Consider the following 19,414-nt stretch of genomic DNA (forward strand, 5'->3'; position numbering starts at 1 on the left):
CAAACAGAATCATGGCCAGATCGGTAGCCAGACCAGACGAAGGCGATAAAAATGGCATATACAGGCTACGCGCTGATACAAAAGTATATAAAATCGCTGGAAACCTCGCCGGGCGTCTATCGGATGCTCGATGATCAATCGCGCGTGCTTTATGTGGGCAAAGCACGCAACCTTAGGGCACGCGTGTCCAGTTATGCGCGCCCAACCGGACATTCGGCGCGCATTGCGCGTATGATCTCTGAAACAACGCAGATGATGTTTTTAACCACGCAGACCGAGACCGAAGCATTGCTGCTTGAGCAAAATTTAATCAAGCAGTTAAAACCGCGTTATAATGTTTTGCTGCGCGATGATAAATCTTTTCCCAACATCCTTGTGACCACAGAGCATGATTTTCCCCAAATTAAAAAGCACCGCGGCGCAAAAAGTGAAAAGGGGGCGTATTATGGCCCTTTTGCCGGGGCAGGGGCGGTCAATCGTACACTCGCTCAGTTACAACGGGTGTTCTTGTTGAGAAACTGTTCAGATGCGATGTTTGAAAGCCGCACCCGCCCCTGTCTGCAATATCAAATCAAACGCTGCAGCGGCCCCTGCGTGGAGCGCGTGTCCAAGCAAGAATATGGTGCCGCCGTGCAGGATGCCCAAAAATTCTTATCGGGCAAATCAACGCAAATTCAGGAAACGCTCGCCACTAGCATGGCGCAGGCCTCTGAGGCAATGGAGTTTGAACGAGCGGCCGCGCTGCGCGACCGCATTCGCGCCTTAACGCAGGTGCAGACCACGCAGGGCATCAACCCGCGCAGCGTCAGCGAAGCCGATATAATCGCCTTGCATCTTGAGGGGGGGCAGGCCTGCGTGCAGGTGTTTTTCATTCGCGCCAATCAAAATTGGGGAAACCGTGATTTTTACCCGCGCATCAGCGCCGATATGGGCCATGATGAAGTTCTAGAGGCGTTTTTGGGCCAATTTTATGCCAGCAAAGAGCCGCCGCGGCAGATTCTGCTTTCGCATGGGTTTGACGATATGGATCTGATGACTGAACTGCTCAGCGATAAACGCGGCCGGCGGGTGGAAATTTTGGTACCCCAGCGCGGTGAAAAGCAAGAGCTGATTTCTGGCGCGTTGCGCAATGCAAAAGAAAGTTTGGCGCGCAAACTCGCCGAGACAGCGATGCAAACCAAATTGTTGCGTGGTGTTGCAGAACTGTTTGAGCTTGAGTCCCCGCCAAAACGGATCGAAGTGTATGATAACTCGCATATTCAAGGCAGTTCTGCGGTTGGGGCGATGATTGTTGCAGGCCCGGATGGGTTTTCCAAAAACAATTATCGTAAATTCAATATACGCGGCGATGATCTGACGCCGGGGGATGATTTTGGGATGATGAAAGAAGTGCTGACGCGGCGGTTTAAGCGCTTGGTCAAAGAAGACCCGGCGCGGCAAAGCGGGGATTGGCCTGATTTACTGGTGATTGATGGTGGTGCGGGGCAAGTCTCGGCCGTGGCGCAGATCATGGCCGAGTTTGGCGTGCAAGATATTCCGATGGTCGGCGTTGCAAAAGGCGTTGATCGCAATTTGGGTAAGGAAGAGTTTTACCGCATTGGCAAGCCAGTCTTTGGTTTGCCGCGCAATGATCCGGTTTTATACTTCATTCAACGCATGCGCGATGAGGCTCATCGCTTTGCCATTGGCAGCCATCGCGCCAAACGCAGCAAAGCCATTGGGGCCTCGCCTTTGGATGAAATTGCCGGTGTCGGTGGCGCACGCAAGCGGGCGCTTTTGGCGCATTTTGGATCGGCAAAAGCCGTGGGGCGTGCCAATTTGGCCGATCTGAAAGCGGTTGAGGGTGTATCGGCCTCTTTAGCGCAGAAGATCTATGATTTTTTCCACGAAAAAGGCTGATTAACGATTGCAGTCTTGCCATGTTGGCAAACGGTCATTGGGCGCTTTTTCAGCATGATATATGGCCCGCGCGATGGCGCGCGCAACGCAAAGACTGGCGCCATGACACAGCTCGGCCATGTCGGTTGGACTCAATTGCCTCTGCGCTGATCCCGTTGCCGCTGCAAAGATCAAATCGCCATCTTGGGGCATATGCGAAGGAATGAGCGCGCGCGCCACACCATCATGGGCGCTGATGGCAAGGCGTTTGGCTGCTGCTTTGCTGAGGCTAGCATCCGTGGCGACTATTCCGATTGTGGTATTTTCTCCCTCAACCAAGGGGCCAAGGTTCTTCAGCTTAAAATTATGCGCCTGTGGCTCGGCTTGTGGCCCGCCCAATCCGCCAAATTCACCATTTGCCTCGAAAGGCCCCGCCCAGAAATGCCGTAAATCTTCGCCTGTTGCATTGCCGACGGCGTTGACCGCCATGATTGCGCCCACATGAATTCCATTTGACAGAATGAACGAGGCTGAGCCAAGGCCGCCTTTTAGGCGCCCTGTGGTGGCACCGCATCCCGCGCCCACGCTGCCCAGTTGGAATTCCGCGCTCAAATTGTCAAAAGCCTGACGCCCTAACGCGGGATAGGGCGATAGCGCCCATTCTTTTTCGCCGCCATTGTTGAGATCAAACAGAATCGCTGCTGGAACAATTGGAACCTGCGTGCCAGTAACCGCAAACCCCGCCTGCTGGGCGCGCAAACGCTCGACCACACCGCTGGCCGCATCCAGACCATAGACAGAGCCACCCGACAGCACCAAAGCATCAATCTGTTGCAAAGATTTATCCGGTTCCAGCAGATCCGTCTCGCGCGTGCCCGGCGCACCGCCCATCACCGCATAAGCGGCGGTAAAGCGCTGCGCGGCGCGCAGCACCGTGACGCCGGATTTCAGCCGCTGGTCTTCGGCATTGCCCACCATTATGCCCGCGATATCTGTGATCAGGTTTTTGGGTCCTGGTGTCATGGTTAAATACAGCGCCCGCCATCTACCTGCATGCAGACCCCGGTTACCATGCTGGCTTCCTCCGAGCATAAATAACAGGCGGCATTGCCCATATCCTCTGCGGTCGAAAACCGCCCAAGTGGAATGGTAGAAAGGAACTTTGCGCGCATCTCGGGCGTGTCTTCGCCCATGAATGAGGTAAGAAGCGGTGTTTCCCCGGCCACCGGGTTCAGCGCATTCACCCGCACCCCAAAGGGTGCCAGCTCAACCGCCATCGTGCGGGTGGCGGTGTTTACCCAGCCTTTTGAGCTATTATACCAATTCAAATTTGGCCGCGGAGAGATACCGGCGGTTGAGGCGATGTTCAAAATCACGCCGCTGCGGCGGGTCTTCAGTGCTGGAACGAACGCGCGCGAAATCAGATAGATAGATTTGCAATTCACCGCAAAGACGCGATCAAAATCTTTTTCGCTGATGTCTTCCAACGGGCTGGGTAGATGCGTAACGCCCGCATTGTTGACGATGATATCAACCGCGCCAAGCGCTGTCTGCGCCACATCATGCATCTGCGCAATTGACGCGGAACTTGCCACATCTGCGTGTATTGGAATCGCCAATTGTCCCAAGCGCGAGGCCTGGTCGGCCACGGCTTCGCCATTGATATCGGCCATTAGGACCTTGGCGCCCTCGGCCAAGAACTTTTCGGCAATGCCCAAGCCAAAGCCCGAGGCTGCGCCCGTTACGATGGCTGTTTTTCCTGCAAGTCGCATATTGGCCGCTCCCTTTTTCTTCAACTATCCGTGATAGCTTGCCACAGTTTTTAAAGATGAAAACCCATAAAGCGCTTCAAAGCCTTTTTCGCGCCCATGGCCGGACAGGCCGCGGCCTCCAAAGGGCAATTCGACACCGCCGCCAGCTCCGTAATTATTGATAAAGACCTGCCCTGATTTAAGCGTTTTGGCCAAGCGCATTTGGCGCGCCCCGTTTTGTGTCCAAAGGCTGGCGACCAATCCATAATCAGTGCCATTGGCGATCTCTAGCGCGTCCTCGTCACTGTCAAACGGAATGATAACCTGTACCGGTCCGAAAATCTCTTGTTGGGCAAGCGTATGGCTCGGGGCGACATCGCAAAACAGGTGCGGTTTGACATAGGCCCCCGCGGCAGGGGCTGAGTCTGAAATTTGACCTGTCGCCGCCAAAGTTAGGTCATGGCCCTGACTTAGGAAGTTTTCGACAATCGCTTTTTGCCGCTGCGAAATCAGCGGCCCCAAATCGCCATCTTCTATCGCCGGCTTTGCAACCAGCGCCTGATAGCGGGCGGCCATTGCCTCAACAATCGCGTCATAAAGGCCGCGTTGTACAAGAATCCGGCTGCTGGCCGAGCAGGTTTGCCCGGCATTTTGAATGCCCGCATTGATCAAAAAGGGCAGCGCTGCAGCGATATCTGCATCTTCAAACAGGATTTGCGGAGATTTCCCCCCCAGCTCCAAGGTCACCGGTACAACATTTTGCGCCGCTGCTGCCTGTACCAGCCGCCCGGTGGCCACCGAGCCGGTGAAACTAAGATGATTGATGCCGCCATGCGCCGCAAGCGCGGCGCCAGCTTGCGCGCCCAGCCCCGGCACCACGTTCAGAACCCCGCTGGGTAGGCCGGCCTGCCGCGCTAATTCGGCGAACATCAGCGCGCTAAGACAGGCTTCCTCTGCCGGTTTGAGAACGCAACAATTGCCCATCGCCAAGGCGGCCCCCACCGAACGCCCAATGATTTGCATGGGATAATTCCAAGGCACGATATGCCCGGTCACGCCATGCGCCTCGCGCAATGTATAAACCGTATACCCCTCAAGATATGGTAGGGTTTCGCCGTGGATCTTATCGGCGGCGCCGCCGTAAAACTCCATATAACGCGCCATGGCAACAGCATCCGCGCGCGCTTGCTTAAGCGGTTTGCCCACATCCAATGCTTCAATCTGCGCCAACAGCTCGACATGTTCTAAGATCAAAGCGCCAAGCCGCGAGAGCAGCCGGCCGCGCTCCAGCGCGCTGCTGCGCCCCCATTCGCCCCGCGCCGCCCGCTGCGCCGCTACCACAGCCAAATCGATATCTTCAGCTCTGCCATCGGCAATCGCAGATAAGGCCTGCCCGTTTGAAGGGTTGATCAATGCGAGCGTTTGAGCGGTGCTGCTTGGTTGCCACTGGCCATCAATAAAGCAAAAAGCAGGGTTAAAGGGCAAGTTTGGAAGCGGCATGGCTTAAGCTCCTATCGAGATTTTGGGCAGTTTTGGCGCTGCGCTGAGCAGCTGCTGGGTGTAAGGATGGGTGGGGGTGTTCAGGATAAAGGCGGTTGGCCCCTGTTCAACAATCTCTCCCTCCTTCATAACCATACAGGTATCGGTGATGCTGCGCACAACCGAAAGATCATGGCTGATAAACAGATAGCTGAGGCCGTATTGCTCGGCCAAATCTGCGATAAGATCAAGAATTTGCGCCCGCACCGAGACGTCAAGCGCCGAAACCGCCTCATCAAAAATCACCAGTTTCGGGCGTGTTATCAAGGCACGGGCGATTGCGATGCGCTGGCGTTGGCCACCTGAAAATTCGTGGATATAGCGGCCACGATCATCCGGGTTTAGGCCAACCGCACGCATGACATCGCAGGTGCGTTGCTCTTGATCTTCACGCAGCGGTGGACGCTCATAGAGATGAAAAGCCTCTTGAATAAGCTTGGCCACTTTATGGCGCGGATTGAAAGAGCCGTAGGGGTCTTGAAAGACCACTTGCAGATCCCGCCTGATGGCGGATGAAGCGCCCCAAACTGGCTTTCCATTCAGGGTGATTGTGCCCTTCTCGACCGGATCTAATCCCAATATTGCCCGCGTTAACGAAGATTTTCCGCAGCCTGATTCCCCCACCAACCCCATCCGATCGCCTGTCTGAAGCGAAAAGCTCACATTCTTGACGGCAATATTGCGGGGCGGTTTTATCCAGGGCCATGGCCGCTTGGCCGGATAACTGCGCTGGACATTTGCCACCTCTAGCAACGGCTTACGGCTGTGTTCGGCGCCCGGTTGCCGCGCCATATGGCTGGCTGCTTGCAGCAGCTTTTGCGTGTAAGGATGCGTGCTTGCCATTAGAATTTTGCTTGTAGCGGCCTGTTCCACAATTTCACCCCGATGCATCACTGCGATGCGATCCGCCATATCGGCCACCACAGCCAAATCATGAGTGATCATGATCAGCCCCATATCATCCTCGCGCACCAAGCGTTTGAGCAGCGCCAGAATCTGCGCTTGCGTGGTGACATCAAGCGCGGTTGTCGGCTCATCCGCGATCAGTAATTTTGGCTGTCGCGCAATCGCCAGGGCGATCACCACGCGCTGCCTTTGACCACCTGATAATTCATGCGGATAGCGGCTTGGGGGCACGTGTTCGGGCGCCAGTCCAACCCGGCCCAGGATCGCGCCGGCGCGGTTTTGGGCCGCTGCCGCACTTGTCTTTGGATCCAGTCGAAGCGCCTCAGCGACTTGCGCTCCAATGGTTTGTACGGGGTTTAACGCGCTCATCGGCTCTTGAAACACCATCCCCATTCTGCCGCCGCGTTGGGCACAAAGCTGCGGCTCGGTGAGGCGCAACAGGTTTGTACCATCCAGGGTAATGTTTCCGCTCAACCCTGCGGCATCGGGCAGTAATTGCAACAGGCTAAGCGCAGTCATCGATTTTCCCGAGCCGCTTTCACCTGTAAGCGCCAGAATTTCGCCGGGCTCTAAGGTGAAATTAAGCTGTTTTAAAATTGGGGCCCCGTAAAGCGTTAGGGTCAAATCCTGTACGTTAAGAAGGCTCATCGGGAGGCCTCGCGCAGTTTTGGATCCAGCAAGTCGCGCAAACCGTCACCCATCAGATTAAGCCCTATCACGCTAAGGATGATCGCGCTTCCGGGCACCAGCGCCAGATGCGGGGCGAAGCTGACCATGGTTTGCGCATCTGCCAGCATCCGCCCCCAACTGGGCGTGGGCGGTTGGGCGCCCAAACCCACATAGCTCAAGCCGGCTTCTGCCAAAATGCCAAGGCTGAATTGGATCGTGCCCTGCACGATCAGCAAATTGTTCAAATTGGGCAGAATATGCTCGATCGCGATGCGACCGGGCGATTTTCCGCAGACCCGTGCGGCCAGAATGAACTCGCGCTGCCAAAGGCTGAGCGCGCCACCGCGCGTCACGCGGGCGAAGACCGGGATATTAAAGATCCCAATCGCGATGATTGCATTCACCGCGCTTGCGCCAAAAAGCGCGGTGATCAATATCGCAATCACCAAAGAAGGAAAGGCAAAGATCAAATCATTGCTCCGCATGATGACCTCGTCCAGCCAGCCGCCTTGCCTTGCGCTGGCTGCCAGCCCGAGGGGCACGCCAAGCCCAATGCCAATGCCCACGGCCACCAATGCCACTGCCAGTGAGGTGCGGGCCCCGACCATGATCATTGACAGCAAATCGCGCCCGAAATGATCGGTGCCCAACCAATGGGCTTGTGATGCGCCCTGCAGTTTTTCGCCGATGGAGAGCACGGTCACATCATAAGGCACCCAAATAAAAGAAAGCAGCGCGGTGCTGGCAATAGCTGCGCTGAGCAGTAGGCCGATGAGAAATGAGCCCCCCAGTTTCATGCTTGGCTCCGCAAGCGCGGATCAACCGCCGCATAGGCCAGATCGACCAGAAAGTTGACCATGATCACTGCAAAGACCAGAAGCATAACCACGCTTTCGACCACGATCAGATCGCGCTGTGTGATCGCCTGAAACACCAAACGGCCCAACCCGGGCAGAAAGAACACTTGCTCGATAATAATGGCGCCAGCCATCAGAAAGGAAAATTGCAATCCAATAATCGTTAAAACCGGGATTAAGGCGTTGCGCAGGGCGTGGTGCCACAGCGTGGCGCGTTTGCTCAAGCCCTTGGCGCGTGCGGTTCGAATATAATCTTCGCCTAAGGTTTCGATCAACGCGCTGCGCATCACGCGCGACAGGATAGCCGCTTGCGGCAGGGCCAATGCGATCGCCGGCAAGGTCAGCGATTTTAACCCGCTGAACAGACCATCATCCCATCCGGCGAAGCCACCGGCTGAAAACCAGCGCAGCTTAATTGCAAAAATCACCACAAGGATCATCGCAAACCAAAAATTCGGGATAGCAATCCCCAATTGCGTGGCGCCCATGACCATAGCATCGCCGCGTTTGCCGCGCTGCGCTGCTGCATAAAGCCCAGTTGGAAAAGCGATGAGAATGCTTAATCCAAGCGCATAAAGCGCCAATGGCAACGACACCCAGAGACGTTCCCCCACCATATCGGCGATTGGGCTGCGATAGGTATAAGAGAGGCCAAAATCACCGCTCAGCATCCCGCCGATCCAAGCAAGATAACGCGCAAATTTACCCTGATCCAATCCCAGCTCTTTGCGCAGCGCCAAAATGGTATCGTCTTGGGCGTTGATTCCAAGCATGAAGGCGGCCGGATCTCCGGGCGCCACTTCGACCACCGTAAAAATCACGATAGAGGCCAGGCATAGGCTGATCAGTAAGGATAATAACCGCTTGAAAATATAGGGTATCATTGGCTCAGATTAGGCACAGGCGATGCGCGGGTCCAGCGAAATAAAAGGGGGCCGTAAAGCCCCCTTTGGCGCCTTGTTTTCGCGCCGGTTTAATTCGACCAGCTGACCCCTGTCAGATCTGTGGCTTGCGTAGGGGCATTTTCCCATAGACCGCGGATTTTGGCATTGGCAACGGTTGGTACGGCCAGTTCGAACAAAAATCCATTCACATAATCTTCGGAAATGATCGTTTGGGCTTTTTGCAACATTGCGCTGCGGGTCGCCGGATCGCTTTGTGATCTGAGATCGGTCATCAAAGTTTGAAAGGCCGGATTGTCATATTGGAAGTAATAATCCGGACGCGCATAAATTCCGATATCCATCGGTTCGGTATGGCTGACGATTGTGAGCCCATAATCCTTGCCGCGGAACACTTGCTCGAGCCATTGCGCCCATTCCAAATTACTGATTTGGGTTTGAATCCCCACCGCGCGCAACTGCGCTGCAATGATTTCGCCGCCGCGGCGTGCATAAGAGGGCGGCGGCAGTTTCAATGTGGTTTCAAAGCCATTCTCAAACCCGGCTTCTGCCAAAAGCTGTTTGGCCAAATCAGGATCATAAGCCGAATTTGCCGTCAGATCGAGATAGTCTGGATGGTGCGGCGCGAAATGCGTGCCAATCGGAGTGCCAACGCCAAACATTGCCCCGTCAATGATCGCTTGGCGATCAATCGCATGCGCGATGGCTTTGCGCACTTTTACATTATCTAAAGGCGGCATTTTGTTATTGGTAGAAAGAATAGTTTCGCCTTCTGTGGAGCCGACAATCACTTGAAAGCGCGGATCCGCCTCAAATTGCGGTAGGTTTTCAGGGGCTGGAAAATTCACGAACGCATCCACATCTTCGGCCATCATCGCTGCAAATCCCGCTGTGGGATCGGAGATGAATTTAAACGTTGCGCTTTCTAGGGCCGCAGGGGTTCCCCAGTAATCAGCGTTGCGGGTCAGCTCAATACGATCACCCTGCACCCAATTGCTGAATTGAAACGCTCCGGTTCCCACTGGGTTCGTTTTGATATTTTCGATCGTTTCAGGGGCAACAATCACCGCATCGCCCCAAGCCATGTTGAATAAGAAGCTGCCATTGGCGGCCTCCAAACTGACTTTGACGGTCAGCGGATCAACAACGCTTACATCCGTAATGCCAGCAAACAGCGCCTTTTGGGCATTGGCACTGTCTTCCCCGCGCGCCCGATCTAATGAGAATTTGACGTCTTCGGCATCCATGCTGGTGCCATCATGAAAGGTGACGCCGGCGTTTAAATAAAATGTATAGCTGGTGCCATCTTCGGAAATCTCCCATGATTTTGCGAGGCCGGGAATGATAGATCCGTCAGAGGCAAAGCGGGTAAGCCCCTCAAACACATTTGAATAAAGCACGCTGTCAATTGCGCCAGCGGCAGCGCTGGTGGGGTCTAAATGCGGGGGCTCGAGTTGCAGGGCAACGGTGAGATCGCTTTGCGCGGCGGCAGCGGCGCCGCTCGTCAAAGCCAAAGCTGCGGCGCTGATTCTTAGAAGTTTTCCAGTCTTGATTGGCATGTTACTCTCCCTATTAAATCGGCCCTATGGGCCTGAGATGCTGCGGCTTGACCGGCGCAGCTTATGCTAAACTATAGGAATAAAATTCTATCTTAGGCTAGAAAATAAATCTGTTTGGCGCCAAAAGTTTCAGCTGCCCAAATCAAATTTTAAAGAAATATCGGCCACTTGATCGCCCAAAAGGGCTTTTAAGGGCAACATTAGCGCGGTTAGAACGGCCCAGCCGCTGTTTAGGTTTGCCACTTTAATGCCAAGCCAGCCTTGGGGCGGCATGTCCCCATAAAAATTGACCATACCATCAGAAATAAGCGTTTTCCCATTCATTTTTATAATAATATTTTGGGCTGATAGCGTGGTCTTATTGTCGCGCATATCCGGCAGGTCGGCGAAAAGCTCTAGCGTCATCTCTACGTTGGGGCTGAGCGGTTGCGCGGTGGTTCCCTTAGCGTAAACGCGTGTTTTCTCCAAGCGTTGTTCGATCGAAATTTGTACGTTTTCAATGGGTAAACTTAAGCCTAAACTGGCGGTAAAGGTTAAATTTTCGGCGGTTGCCGTTGCGCGCCATTGCGCGCCCTCGCTCTGGGTTACCGAGGCGCGCAAAGTTTGACTGTTGAGGCGCACGGGCTGACCTGCAATCGTTAAATCATGCATGTCGGGCCAAATAATAAGCCAATGGGTCGGGGTGTAGGTCAGGCGCATGATTTGCAAAAACGCTGCTTGCCAATCGAATGTACCCGCAGCATTGCCGATTTGCGGGTTACGCAAGGTGACATCATAGCGATTTGGAAATCCCATTTGGCTGATCTGGTCAAACTGAACTTGCCATCCGCTCTTTTCAGCCCCCGCGACCAGGGCCGCAATAGCGGCCTTGTTGCGTTCCGCCCCCCAGAACCAAAACCCGGACCAAAGGATCGCGATACCCAATACGAGAATAATCAAACGTTGCATTCTTGGCCCCTTTCCGATCGCGGCAAATTAGTATTTACAGACACTAACTTGGAAGGGCCAGACAAATGCAGATGTGGGTTTTTGGCTATGGGTCGTTATTGTGGAACCCGGGCTTTGACTATGTGGAAAAGCGGTTGGCGCGGTTGAGTGGCTATCGCCGTAATTTTTGCATGCGGTCGATCCATCATCGCGGCACGCCTGCTATGCCCGGTTTGGTGTTGGCATTAGACGCTGCCAACGCGGCGATTTGTGATGGTTTGGCCTTTCGCATCGCGCCCGAAGATGAAACACAAGTTCTTGCCTATTTGAGAGACCGCGAGCTGGTCTCATCCGCGTATTACGAAAAAACCGTGCGTTTAGATTTGCCAGAGGGCGGGCAGCTTGAGGCTTTGGCCTATGTGATCGATCAAACCAATGATCAATACTGCCAAGGCTTGTCATTGGAGGAGCAAGCTCGCATTATTGCAACGGCGCGCGGTGGGCGTGGCGATAATAGTGAATATCTGTTTAAAACGGTTGAACAAATGGAGAAGTTGTCGATCCAGGATGCTGATCTTCAATGGCTTGCACAAAATGTCCGTGCAAGGCTTGCCGAAAAGGGTCGGGGGGCCTCCCCCGGTGTCAGCCATGGATAGGCTCTGTTTCCCAATCAAGGTAAAACATCATGCATAAAGCTGATCTAGAGCTCAAACTTCAGTTCTCGCGACCCATACGCCAAGGTATGCTGATGTTGCTTGTGGTTGGCTTAACCGGTTTTGGCGCGGTCATTGCCGCGCCGCGCATCATGCCGGTGGTGCAATCCAACCTTTGGCTGAACGGCTTTATCTGTTTGGTGTTTTGTATCGGGGTGATCAGTTGCTTTGTGCAGGTGTTTCAGTTGGCCTCATCGGTGCGCTGGATCGAAAGCTTTGTGCGCAATCAAGGTATTTCCGGGTCAAAGGCCCCGCAGCTGCTGGCACCGCTGGCAACTTTGTTGCGTGATCGCGGCGCGCGGATGCAAATTGCTGCCTCTTCAACACGCTCGATCCTAGACTCGGTTGGAACGCGGATCGAAGAAGCGCGGGAGATCACCCGCTATATTGTTAATCTACTGATCTTTCTGGGGCTTTTGGGCACGTTTTACGGGTTGGCAACCACGGTGCCTGCCTTGGTTGATACCATCCGATCTTTGGCCCCTAAAGCGGGCGAGTCGGGTTTTGCCGTTTTCAGCCGGTTGATGAACGGGCTGGAAAGCCAGCTTGGCGGTATGGGAATTGCTTTTGCATCCTCGTTGCTGGGATTGGCTGGATCCTTGGTGGTGGGACTTTTAGAGCTGTTTGCCAGCCACGGCCAAAACCGCTTTTACCGGGAATTGGAGGAATGGCTTTCATCGATCACGCGTTTGGGATTTTCGTCCGGTGACGGGGATGGCGAAGCCAGCCATGAACAAAATATTCTGGGCACCGTGCTGGATCAAATGAACGAGAATATGGAAGCCATGCAAATGATGTTTACGCAAGCGGATGCGGGGCGGGCCATGGTGGATGATGGGTTGCGGGGCTTGTCGGAAAGCCTGAACCAGTTGACCGCTCGGATCGAGGCCAACGCACCCAGCAATGAGGCGTTATTGCGGGTGGCGGGCGGCCAAGAAAAGCTGCTTGAAGTCTTGCGCAATATTGAAAATAGCGAGGCGGCGGATGCTGAAAGCCGCATGCGTTTGCGCTCGATTGATGTTCAGCTTTTGCACCTGACCGAAGAAATGGCCGCGGGCCGCCAGGAAAGCACCGTGGCGTTGCGCGCAGAAATAAACGCTTTGAGCGCTGCAATTTTGCATGCCAGCGCCAGCCGGCCATCGGGTGACGGCGCATCAACCAGCTCTGATGATAAGGGCTGATTATGGCACTTTCCCGCCGAACTGGTCATCGATTTCAAGCCTCAATCTGGCCGGGTTTTGTGGATGCGATGACCGGCCTGCTTTTGGTGCTGATGTTTGTTTTAACCATTTTTATGGTTGTTCAATTCGTTTTGCGTGAAACCATCACAGGGCAAGAAAATGAACTTAACCTGCTAAGTGCCGAGATCGCTGCGATTGCAGAAGCGCTTGGCCTTGAGCAAGAAAAAGTGAGCGCTTTAAATGGCGAAGTGGGCGCCTTGACCTCTACGTTAAGCGATACCCAAGCCGAATTGATGGCGCAGGCTAATTTGATCGATCAACTGACTTTTCAGCGCGATTCAACGCAGCAACAATTGGTCAGTGCGCAGGCGAAAATTACCTCTTTTGAGGCGCAGGTTGCCGGCCTTTTAAAAAGCCAAAGCGAGAAAACCGCGCAGATTGTCGATTTGGAAGGCGAAAAATCTCTTTTGATGTCTCAGCAAGAGGCGTTGAATTTGGCCCTTGCAACGGCGCGCTCAGAAATTGACAAATCGGTGGAAGAAGCGCGCCGCAAAGCGGCAGAGCGCGATGCGCTTGAAGCCTTGATTGCTTCGCTGAAAACCGAAAATAGCGATCAAAAAAGTTTTTTAAACCAGCAATCTGCGGATCTGCAAGCGCTCCAGCAGCGCTTAAGCGCCGAGGAGGAAGCCCGTCTTTTGGAAGCTGCGACGGCGCAGGCGCTGCGCAAAAAGCTTGAAAATGCCGATGCGGAATTAACAGCGATGAGCTTGGCTTTGGAAGAACAGCGCCGCGCAGCGGAAGAAACGCTTACCATGTTGGCGGCGGCCGGAGCCGCGCAGGAACTCGTTGCGGCGCGTCTGCAAGACAGCGTGTTGGCGTTAAATGCAGCGCAGCTGCAACTGGCCGATCGCGATCAAGATATTCAGCGCCTGCAATCGAAGGTTACCGATAGCGCTGCAGAGCTGGATCAAACCGAAGTGGCTTTGGCCGCAGCGCTTGCGCGGCAAGTATTGTTGGAAGATCAAATCGCCGCCTTGCAGCGCCAAAGGGCGCAGTTGGAAATACAAGAACGCACTTTATCGCAAACCCAGGCCCAGCAAGCGGATGCGATCAAACGTTTGCAAACTGCGCTGTCCAACAGCGAAAAAAGTCGAACGGAAAGCCAAGATAATCAATCCAGCGCGCTTGAGTTGGCAAAAGCCTTACAGGCGCAGCTCAGCGCAGCTTTGGCTGCCGTTGCGCAGGCAGAAGATGCGCGCGCGCTTCTGCAAGCGAAGGTCGATGAGACGACAAAACAGCTTGACGCGACGACGAGCCAGGCGGCAAATCAAGCCGCCGCGCAGGCCGCTCAAATCGCGCAGGCTGAAACGGCAAAAGCCAGCTTGGAAGAAAACCTAGCGGCGGCGCTTGCCGCGAAATTGGCCGCCGAAACCGATATGAACAAAGTGGCCGCGCAATTAAAGGCTGCCTTGGCGGCGAAACTCGCAGCCGATCAGGATCTTGCCGCGCAGCTTGATGCGCGCGAACAGCAGAAAATTTTGCTACAGCAAGCCCAGCAGACCTTGCTGGACACGTCGCAAGAGTTGCAACAAAGCGACGCGCAGCTTTTGAAGGCAGAGCGCCAAGCTGCCGCGTTGAACCAGCAGGTTACCGCATTGCGGCAGCAATTGGCGAAAGTGAGTGATTTATTGGAGATTTCCGAAGAGAAAGATATCGAAAGTCAGGCGCAGCTGCAAAACCTTGGTAACCGGCTCAATGCGGCTTTGGCGCGGGCCGCTTCCGAGCAGCGGCGCCGTTTAAAACTGGAAGAGGCCGAGCGACAAAGGCTCGAGGCGGAAAAGCTTAAACTAGAGGCCGAGCGCGATCTTTTGGCCAGCCAGGCCGAAGATCTGGCCAAATATAAATCAGAATTTTTTGGAAGCTTGCGCATATTGCTCGCGGATCAAGTTGGGGTACGCATTGTCGGCGATCGGTTTGTGTTTTCTTCAGAGGTGTTATTTGCCCCCGGCGCGGCCGAGCTTTCGCAGCTTGGCCAGAGCGAAATCGTAAAAGTGGGCAGCATATTGAATAAGATTATGTCGGAAATTCCGCAGAATATAGATTGGATTATCCGCGTTGATGGGCATACGGATGACCAACCGCTGAGCGGCACGGGAGAATTCAAAGACAATTGGGAGCTGAGCCAGGCGCGCGCTTTATCCGTTGTCAAATTCATGATTTCGCAGCTTAATATACCGGCTGACCGTTTGGCGGCGAATGGCTTTGCTGAATTCCAACCCGTCAATACGGCAAACACCGCACAGGCCCGCAGCCAAAACCGGCGCATTGAGCTGAAATTAACCGAACGCTAAAGAGACAGAACGCGGCCTAGTTTGCTAGCCCAAGCCCTTGGGCCTTTGGCAGCATAACCGGCCGCTTTTGAACCCGCCGGTCAGATGCGCGCTGTTTTAATCTGCGGTCAGCAAAGGCGGCTTATTATTTGTCAGGCGCGGATTTTGCGGCCCTTCCAATTTAAGATGCAATTCGCCTTTGCGCACGCCAACCTTCACCAAGCCGCCCTTGGCCAGCTTTCCAAAGAGCAATTCTTCGGCCAGAGGCTTTTTGATATGCTCTTGGATCACCCGGGCCAATGGGCGGGCACCCATCTTTTCATCATAGCCTTTATCTGCAAGCCATTCGGCGGCGGCTTCAGTGATTTCGATTGAGACATGCCGGTCCATCAATTGCGCTTCAAGTTGCAGAACAAACTTTTCAACAATCTGCATGGTGACGGGTTTCGGCAATGGTGCAAAGCTTATCACAGCATCCAACCGGTTGCGAAATTCGGGCGTAAACTGCCGTTCAATCGCGGCAGTGTCTTCGCCTTCGCGGCGGTCGCGGTTAAATCCGATCGCCGATTTCGCCTGTTCAGCCGCACCGGCATTCGAGGTCATAATCAAAATCACGTTGCGAAAATCAACCGAGCGGCCATTATGGTCTGTGAGAGTGCCGTGATCCATCACTTGCAACAGCACATTATATACGTCCGGATGGGCTTTTTCGATCTCATCCAACAGCAAAACGCAATGTGGATGTTGGTCAATCCCGTCCGTCAATTGCCCGCCCTGATCAAACCCAACATAACCCGGAGGCGCGCCGATCAACCGGCTGACCGCGTGTTTTTCCATATATTCGGACATGTCAAAGCGCAGCATCTCGACGCCAAGGCTATCGGCCAGTTGTTTGGCAACTTCTGTTTTCCCAACACCGGTAGGCCCGGCGAATAAATAGCTGCCTATGGGTTTTTCCGGCTCTCTCAATCCGGCCCGCGCAAGTTTTATTGCTGAGGCCAGCGCGTCAATCGCCGGATCCTGCCCGAAGACCACCCGTTTCAAGCTGGTTTCAAGATCTTTCAGCACCAGAGCATCGTCTTTGCTGACATTTTTGGGTGGAATACGCGCAATTTTCGCCACCACCGCTTCGATTTCTTTGATCCCTATGGTTTTGCGCCGCTTGCTTTCTGCAACCAAATGCTGCGCGGCGCCGGCTTCATCAATCACGTCAATGGCTTTGTCTGGTAGCTTGCGATCATTGATATAGCGCGCTGACAGCTCAACCGCTGATTTGATCGCATCACCGGTATATTTGATGCTATGATGCTCTTCAAAATAGCCTTTGATACCTTGTAAAATTTTCACCGCATCATCGACACTGGGTTCATTTACATCAATTTTTTGGAAGCGGCGGCTGAGCGCACGATCCTTTTCAAAATGTTGGCGGTATTCTTTGTAAGTGGTCGAACCCATTGTGCGCAATTTTCCACCTTGCAGCGCGGGCTTCAACAGGTTTGAGGCATCCATAGCGCCACCCGAGGTGGCACCTGCGCCAATCACGGTGTGGATTTCATCAATGAACAAGACCGCATCCGGATGGCTTTCCAATTCATTCATCACCGCTTTGAGGCGTTCTTCAAAATCGCCACGATAGCGGGTTCCGGCCAGTAAGGCGCCCATATCAAGCGAAAAGATCGTGGTGTTGGCCAAAACTTGCGGGGTTTCCCCGGAAACCACTTTGCGGGCCAGGCCTTCGGCGATGGCCGTTTTGCCCACGCCGGGATCGCCGACCAAAAGCGGGTTGTTTTTGCGCCGACGGCACAGAACCTGCACGCAGCGCTCAACCTCATGGCTGCGGCCAATCAGCGGGTCAATATCGCCCTCTCCTGCTTTGGCGTTCAAATCAACGCAATATTTGGCCAGCGCCGATTCTTTCTTTTCTTCTTCTTTTACGTTTTCAGGCGCATTGGTTTCCTCTTCGAATTCGGGTGAGCCAGAGACGGGCCGCGCCTCGCCAAAATTGGGGTCTTTGGCCACGCCATGCGCGATGAAATTAACCGCATCATAGCGCGTCATTTCCTGATCTTGCAGAAAATAGGCGGCGTTGGATTCGCGTTCAGCAAAGATCGCAACCAAGACGTTTGCGCCGGTCACTTCGGTGCGGCCCGACGATTGTACATGGATCGCAGCGCGTTGGATTACCCGCTGGAATGCAGCAGTGGGCACCGCCTCTGATCCTTCCACTTCGGTCACCAAAGATGCCAGATCGGTCTCGATGAATTCAACCAAGGTTTCACGCAACTCTTCTGTATCCACGTCGCAGGCGCGCAACACCCGCGCTGCGTCTTGCTCATCCATCAACGCCAAGAGCAAATGCTCAAGCGTTGCAAATTCATGCGATCGCTTATTTGCTAAGCCAAGAGCTGCGTGGATTGCCTGTTCGAGCGTGGTTGAAAATGAAGGCACGTTGGGTGCTCCTGTTAAGTTGCGTCGAGGGTCGACCCCAACATGATTGCTTTATCTTAAAGTGTGGTCGTTATTTTTGCGGCTTCAAGTCTTTTTTTGCGAAAACTGTGCCAGTTTGTTCATTTTTCCCGTTTTCATAGCGAATTTAATAACTAAAACTTATCTTTTAGACGCCGGATCTCGGCAAAAACCTTCGCATTGCTGGCGCCGGGCATTTGCAACCGCTCTCGGATCTCGGGGCTTTCAGGCCTTAAGAATGGATTGGTGGCGCGCTCTAGGGATAGACGCGAAGGAACCGTTGGCTTGCCCTGTTGATTGGCCGCGATCGTATCTGCATGGCGTTTGATCAAATCCGTATTTTGCGGTTCTATAGTGATTGCAAATTTCGCGTTGGCCAGCGTGTATTCATGCCCCGAGCATACCAGCGTGTCTGCCGGCAGGTTGCGCATCGCATCCAAGCTTTGCCACATTTGCTCTGCCGTCCCTTCAAATAAGCGGCCGCAACCCAGTGCCATCAGACTGTCAGCAGAGAAGAGTAACTTGGCCGCTTCGAAATAAACCGCGATATGCCCCACCGTGTGCCCGGGCACATCCATCACGCGCCCCCTTTGCGATCCGATAGCAAGCGTATCCCCCGCGACAACCGCTCGGTTCAAGCTGGGCAATCTATGTTGATCCGCGGCGGCTCCGATCACTTGCGCCGGATGCGCAGCCAAAACATCTGCCAAGCCCGCAACATGATCATCGTGATGGTGCGTTAATAGAATATGCGTGAGAGACCACGCTTTTTCTGTCAAGGTTGCAAGGATTGGGGCTGCGGCGGGCACATCAACCAGAAGCGTTTCACCACTGGCGTGATCGCGCAAAAGGAACGCGTAATTATCCGATCGGCAGGGGATGGTTATCAGCTCATATGGCATAGGCAATCCTTCTTTCACTTGCTACACTGATCTAAGTTTGGCGTATCCGAGAGGTCGGTGCAATGCATCTTGATGTACAAGATCTTCGAAACTTTTATTATCGTGAGCCGCTTGGCCGCGCCGCGCAGCGCGCATTGCGCAATAAAGTTTTGCAGTTTTGGCCAGATCTGAGCGGCCAAACCATTGCCGGCTTTGGGTTCGCAACCCCTTTATTACGGCCCTTTTTGCCCCAGGCGCGCCGCGTGATTGCCTTAATGCCAGGCCCTCAGGGGGTGCTGGCTTGGCCCAACCCGTCACAGAACGTATCGGTTCTGACCGACGAGCGGTTTTGGCCGCTTGAAACGGGGCATGTGGATCGGTTGATCGTTTTACACGGATTAGAAACCAGCGAGGATGCCAATACCGTGTTACAAGAAGCTTACCGTGTTTTGGGGCCGGGTGGGCGGGCGCTTTTTATCGTGCCCAACCGGGCCGGATTGTGGTCGCGCAGTGACAAAACGCCAATGGGGTTTGGCAGGCCTTACAGCACCAGCCAGCTGGAAACACAGTTGCGGCTTCACGGGTTTTTGCCGCAAAAAGCCTCGGCTGCTCTGTTTCAGATCCCCTCCAATCGGCGCAGTTGGCAAAAAATGGGACCGTTTCTTGAACGTATTGGCAATCGCCTGCCGCGGCTTGCCGGCGGCGTATTGATGCTGGAAGTTTCAACGCGCACGCCGCCACTGCCGGGGCTGAAAACCCCCGCCTTGCGCGCCCGACCCTTGCGCGTTCTAGAAGGGTTGCGTGCCGCTGATCCGAAACCGGCCTTAGAACGGGCGAAAGAAGGCTGCTGAGTTT

General features: G+C 54.3%; 15 protein-coding genes. 5 read left to right on the forward strand and 10 right to left on the reverse strand.

The genetic code is table 11. The features are described from left to right. Positions 1-51: 51 nt before the first annotated feature. The gene (gene uvrC, locus GN241_03065; GenBank protein XAT56427.1) at positions 52-1,899 is read left to right on the forward strand and encodes an excinuclease ABC subunit UvrC; all 1,848 of its coding nucleotides are present in this window, start codon (positions 52-54) and stop codon (positions 1,897-1,899) included. On the opposite strand, the gene GN241_03070 is transcribed toward uvrC, so the two are convergent. From GN241_03070 to GN241_03105, 8 genes are all read right to left on the reverse strand, one after another. Further along, the gene (locus GN241_03070; protein XAT56428.1) at positions 1,900-2,901 is read right to left on the reverse strand and encodes a peptidase T4; all 1,002 of its coding nucleotides are present in this window, start codon (positions 2,899-2,901) and stop codon (positions 1,900-1,902) included. A gap of 2 nt (positions 2,902-2,903) precedes the next feature. Continuing rightward, positions 2,904-3,650 carry a glucose 1-dehydrogenase gene (locus tag GN241_03075; GenBank protein ID XAT56429.1) on the reverse strand — a complete coding sequence of 249 codons (747 nt, stop codon included), beginning with the start codon at positions 3,648-3,650 and terminating at the stop codon, positions 2,904-2,906. A 24-nt stretch (positions 3,651-3,674) separates the two neighbouring features. Next, positions 3,675-5,129 carry an aldehyde dehydrogenase family protein gene (locus GN241_03080; GenBank protein ID XAT56430.1) on the reverse strand — a complete coding sequence of 485 codons (1,455 nt, stop codon included), beginning with the start codon at positions 5,127-5,129 and terminating at the stop codon, positions 3,675-3,677. Positions 5,130-5,132: 3 nt separating this feature from the next. Continuing rightward, complete coding sequence (locus GN241_03085) at positions 5,133-6,722, reverse strand: dipeptide ABC transporter ATP-binding protein (GenBank protein XAT56431.1); 1,590 nt, start codon at positions 6,720-6,722, stop codon at positions 5,133-5,135. After that, a complete protein-coding gene (locus GN241_03090; protein ID XAT59159.1) occupies positions 6,719-7,534 on the reverse strand; it encodes an ABC transporter permease subunit in 816 nt (271 codons plus the stop codon). Before GN241_03090 ends, GN241_03085 begins: the two co-directional genes overlap by 4 nt. Positions 7,535-7,536: 2 nt before the next feature. Next, the gene (locus GN241_03095) at positions 7,537-8,484 is read right to left on the reverse strand and encodes an ABC transporter permease subunit (protein XAT56432.1); all 948 of its coding nucleotides are present in this window, start codon (positions 8,482-8,484) and stop codon (positions 7,537-7,539) included. Between the two features lie 89 nt (positions 8,485-8,573). Next, complete coding sequence (locus GN241_03100; protein ID XAT56433.1) at positions 8,574-10,061, reverse strand: ABC transporter substrate-binding protein; 1,488 nt, start codon at positions 10,059-10,061, stop codon at positions 8,574-8,576. 129 nt (positions 10,062-10,190) lie between these two features. Then, complete coding sequence (locus GN241_03105; GenBank protein ID XAT56434.1) at positions 10,191-11,009, reverse strand: DUF2125 domain-containing protein; 819 nt, start codon at positions 11,007-11,009, stop codon at positions 10,191-10,193. A 65-nt stretch (positions 11,010-11,074) separates the two neighbouring features. On the opposite strand from GN241_03105, the gene GN241_03110 reads away from it, so the two are divergent. The 3 genes from GN241_03110 to GN241_03120 are packed head-to-tail and all read left to right on the forward strand — an operon-like array spanning position 11,075 to position 15,233. Further along, a complete protein-coding gene (locus tag GN241_03110; GenBank protein ID XAT56435.1) occupies positions 11,075-11,644 on the forward strand; it encodes a gamma-glutamylcyclotransferase in 570 nt (189 codons plus the stop codon). A gap of 29 nt (positions 11,645-11,673) precedes the next feature. After that, complete coding sequence (locus GN241_03115; protein ID XAT56436.1) at positions 11,674-12,882, forward strand: biopolymer transporter ExbB; 1,209 nt, start codon at positions 11,674-11,676, stop codon at positions 12,880-12,882. Between the two features lie 2 nt (positions 12,883-12,884). Beyond that, on the forward strand, positions 12,885-15,233 hold the full coding sequence (locus GN241_03120) for a peptidoglycan -binding protein (protein ID XAT56437.1): 2,349 nt from the start codon (positions 12,885-12,887) through the stop codon (positions 15,231-15,233). Positions 15,234-15,329: 96 nt separating this feature from the next. On the opposite strand, the gene clpA is transcribed toward GN241_03120, so the two are convergent. Beyond that, complete coding sequence (gene clpA, locus GN241_03125) at positions 15,330-17,660, reverse strand: ATP-dependent Clp protease ATP-binding subunit ClpA (protein ID XAT56438.1); 2,331 nt, start codon at positions 17,658-17,660, stop codon at positions 15,330-15,332. A 152-nt stretch (positions 17,661-17,812) separates the two neighbouring features. Then, positions 17,813-18,580 (reverse strand): hydroxyacylglutathione hydrolase, encoded by a 768-nt coding sequence (gene gloB, locus GN241_03130; protein ID XAT56439.1) that lies wholly within the window; start codon positions 18,578-18,580, stop codon positions 17,813-17,815. 62 nt (positions 18,581-18,642) lie between these two features. Between gloB and GN241_03135 the strand changes: the two genes are divergently transcribed. Continuing rightward, complete coding sequence (locus tag GN241_03135; GenBank protein ID XAT56440.1) at positions 18,643-19,410, forward strand: methyltransferase domain-containing protein; 768 nt, start codon at positions 18,643-18,645, stop codon at positions 19,408-19,410. Positions 19,411-19,414: the final 4 nt, after the last annotated feature.

The organism is Rhodobacteraceae bacterium IMCC1335, assembly GCA_039640495.1.
In the GTDB taxonomy this organism is placed as follows: Bacteria; Pseudomonadota; Alphaproteobacteria; order Rhodobacterales; family Rhodobacteraceae; genus Thalassovivens.